Annotated in this window: 4 protein-coding genes and 1 pseudogene; all 5 read right to left on the bottom strand. The window is 33.2% G+C overall.

Going from position 1 to position 3573, the window contains the following annotated elements:
* Window positions 1-191: 191 nt before the first annotated feature.
* Window positions 192-647 (bottom strand): DUF4274 domain-containing protein, encoded by a 456-nt coding sequence (locus tag J2S13_RS16555; RefSeq protein WP_000428102.1) that lies wholly within the window; start codon window positions 645-647, stop codon window positions 192-194.
* 24 nt (window positions 648-671) lie between these two features.
* Window positions 672-1352, bottom strand: coding sequence for an AHH domain-containing protein (locus J2S13_RS16560; protein WP_307258949.1), 681 nt, complete (start codon window positions 1350-1352; stop codon window positions 672-674).
* Between the two features lie 197 nt (window positions 1353-1549).
* Window positions 1550-1735: pseudogene (locus J2S13_RS16565) on the bottom strand (recombinase family protein); the annotation flags it as partial.
* 613 nt (window positions 1736-2348) lie between these two features.
* Window positions 2349-2837, bottom strand: coding sequence for an SMI1/KNR4 family protein (locus J2S13_RS16570; protein WP_307258951.1), 489 nt, complete (start codon window positions 2835-2837; stop codon window positions 2349-2351).
* The coding region (locus J2S13_RS16575; RefSeq protein ID WP_307258952.1) for an HNH endonuclease at window positions 2834-3573 on the bottom strand (740 nt) is incomplete at its 5' end. The genes J2S13_RS16570 and J2S13_RS16575, both read right to left, overlap by 4 nt.

A 3573-nucleotide genomic window follows, 5' to 3' on the forward strand; every position in this document is an offset into this window, starting at 1 on the left:
AATGTAAAGGTTTTTGCGTTAAAGTTGTCATCATAAGAATCCTTTCTTTTGGTTGTTTCTTGGTCGTTATAACCTTAGCAGAAATGGATTCTTTTATCATCTAATAAGTGAAAAAGAGAATCCCACTGAAAAGCCGGTAAGTCAGCATTTCAGTGGAATTTTGTATTTGTCGGTGAATAATCTAGGTTTATTTATATTTTAGGAATATCAATTATATTTCCTGGTGACTCATTAATAAGAATATCTGAAATACTTGGGTTCCTTTTTTTCAACTTGAATATTTGAATTTTTGTTAATTCAGGGCTAAATGATATATTTTGTGTTTTAAACTCCAAATTCATAATTTTATTTTGAAGTTTTAATATAAAAACCTTCCATTCCTGTAATGGAGAATTCGAAACTTCCTCCGGACTTTCTAATAGTCGATATCCGTCTGCATAATGAAACATTAGTAATCCCGTTCCTAAGTCACAATCTTTGTTTTCAAGAATTGCATTTGGTATATCAAATCCACTATTCCAATTATAATTTGCTGCAAAACAATGAAGGAGTATTGGATTATCTATATTCTTTATTCGGCTAATTGTATCCTCTTTATTTGTATTATAAAGTAATTCTTCAAGCAAACTAATATCTTTATTTTCCATTACACCTTACCACCTTACTGATATTTACTTATTTTGTATTTCCAATTGTTTTAGCTTTCTTTCCCAAAGTTCTACTGTTGCACCTTGGCTTGGGTACAATGGTAAACCATTCCCCTGTAATTTTCTTAAATTTTTTTGCAAATCATATACCTGCTTTTGTAAACTATCAATACTTTGGTTAATATCCATTTTATTTAATGCTCTTGCAACTACTTCATTGTAAACAGAATGATATCCTCTGTGTCTAGCCATTGTACTTATATTATCATCTGGTACTCTTAGAAAAATACCATTTGATGAGTCATCAAAGTTCATACCTATCTTTTTAATTACAGGATTATCTGCCATTTCAGAAGGAATAATATGCTGTGCTTGATATCCACTCCATTTAGTTGAACGTTTAAGCCCCATTTCTGTCATCATATTTTTTCCTAATTTAGTAGAATTTCCTCCTGTTACAATACCCGGAGTACCAGGAATAATCCTACTACCTTCACCCGTACCCTTAGTAACTCCCCTTACACGGTCATCCTTCACAGAAAATGCTTGCTGATTAATCTCCCGAAGAGTTTTTGTTTCAACTCCATAGATTGAGACATCTCCAGTGCCTATAGACAGTTTTTCTTGACGAAGACGGACAGGTACTTGAATCTCCCCAATATGATGTCGTAGTGACTCTAAAGTTTTTTTCGCATCATCGTTCATCTTACGATGCGCCTAGGTAAGCAAGCCTATCCATTTTTCATCACTTTAGTAGTATGTATAGTAAAATAAGCTAATTTTTTAAGTGAATTTATAAAATAATTGCTGGATGTTTCCCATTTGCTTGTATTTGCCCGTATGTATATACCCCTCGATAATAGTTCTCTCGGTCTAACATATGCTTCACTTGCACTTTCGCAAACTGTTAATCCATCTTCAGCTACTGTCGCTCCGCTAATTCCTTTATCTTCGTATATGTGAAGCAGTTGTAGTTCATTTTCGTTACAGTACCGTTCAATTTATTCTACTTGATACGTTAGGCTGTACCCTTCACGTACTTGTCCTTCTGTCAAAACTCGTTCATAACCAACTACTTTCTCTTCCATATTGAGTCCTCTCCCGTTACAGCAATTACAATCCATGTAACGTTTATCCGTTTTTTGCGGATAACGTATGCATAACGTTCATCCGTTAAAACGTACTTTACGATGACTTCAAAAAATAATACAACCCTTTATTTTTTCCTCTACTATCGTCGTACACTGTACATAGCCATTACAATCTATAAAACAACAATAAAAATTTAACACTTAATGCACTTATAAAATTATAATGCTCTTTTAAATTTCTACGCTAAAACGCAAAAAAGCACTTGTTGCCTCTAGTTGACAATCAAGTGCTTTAAGTTCATCTGTTTTTAAGTAGCATTAAATTTGTAAGTTTTATGGCAACAGTATGACACCTTTTATATGTCGTGACAACTACTACATTAAAAATTACGAGCTTGTACGAGTTCGTTAGTTTTATGTCCATTCCATGTCTTTGTATTCGTCGCACAGTAAAATGTCATATGCCTAAGCTCGTACTTCGTTTTCTATTCTATCATTGTACATAGTACTCTATGATGGTACAACCATCATAGAGTATATATTTTCAAACACCCTATTATTTTTTCTATCCATTTCACATAAACTTTATTTTTCATTCATCATTATATTTTTAATCGTGTAATTTACTTAAAAAATCAGTAAATGTATCTGCAATGTAAAATACATTCTCTCTTGCACGTTCTTCCACTTGTTCTTCTGTTAATCCTTCTTCTTGCATCAACATTTCTTTTTCACCAGCATTTTCATGTTCCCAAAATACCACAACAGGGTTATTTTTGTCATTTTTATAGTCAAAACATATTAAATTTCCCGCTGGATCAAAAGCAAAAGGAACTAATTCTGCCGGTAGTGTATCCTTGTAATCATCAAATACTTCTATAATATTTTCGTCATCATCCATATCGTAACTTAATAACGTTCCAAAAACCTTTCTTTTCCCTTCAACTTCAAACACCTCTGGACTAACATGCGCTCCATTATTCTTCATCACACATTCTATATAATCTAAAGGAAAATTAATGTTCAATTCCTGTTCAACATTCTTTACATCTTCTCGTATAATAGGTTCATCTGGTGATCTCCATTGTACCTTACTCATCTGATTCCATCCCCCCATAATGCATTTCCACCTAAATGGTTAACTTTATGCGTTTTAGACACTACTAACTGCATTTTACCAGGTACTTGATGATGATGCCAAGTCAATCCTTTTATTCTAGCTTCCTCATTATAAATATCCCTGAGCTGTTTCTCTGTAAAGATTTCCTTTGGTATATCTCCCTTCTCTATTGCTTCTTTTAAAGCCTTTGTACAGAACTTAAACTGTCTATCATCAGATGCTATAAACATCCCTTTATCCAACCTTGTTTGAAATTTAACGGCATCTCCTTTAAAAATAGGAAATCCTAGTACATCGTAGTCTACACCTTTCACATGTGTACCTCCCGCTAATGATTTATTTAAAATATTATTTTTAGGTGAGGCATTCAAATATTCATCAACATAACCTACCACTTCTTTAAACTCTTCAACACTATCATACCCAAGTTCTTTGATAGTAGTATCATCTACTTGTTTTAAGAAATCTTCAACACTATTATATCCCTTAGGAACAATTGATCTATTAATCAAATTTCCGTCTTTATCGTAATTATTTTTAATTACTTCGTCAATTTCAGATCTATGAACAGTATTACCCGTACCCTTAGTAACTCCCCTTACACGGTCATCCTTCACAGTAAATGCTTGCTGATTAATCTCCCGAAGAGTTTTTGTTTCAACTCCATAGATTGAGACATCTCCAGTGCCTATAGACAGTTTTTCTTGACGAAGAC

It is taken from the genome of Oikeobacillus pervagus (genome assembly GCF_030813365.1).
In the GTDB taxonomy this organism is placed as follows: domain Bacteria; phylum Bacillota; class Bacilli; order Bacillales; family DSM-23947; genus Oikeobacillus; species Oikeobacillus pervagus.

Excerpts from the sequence above, each read along its gene's own strand:
- J2S13_RS16570 (WP_307258951.1), bottom strand. The coding sequence starts at position 2,837 with ATGAGTAAGGTACAATGGAGATCACCAGATGAACCTATTATACGAGAA.
- J2S13_RS16560 (WP_307258949.1), bottom strand. The coding sequence starts at position 1,352 with ATGAACGATGATGCGAAAAAAACTTTAGAGTCACTACGACATCATATT.
- J2S13_RS16555 (WP_000428102.1), bottom strand. The coding sequence starts at position 647 with ATGGAAAATAAAGATATTAGTTTGCTTGAAGAATTACTTTATAATACA.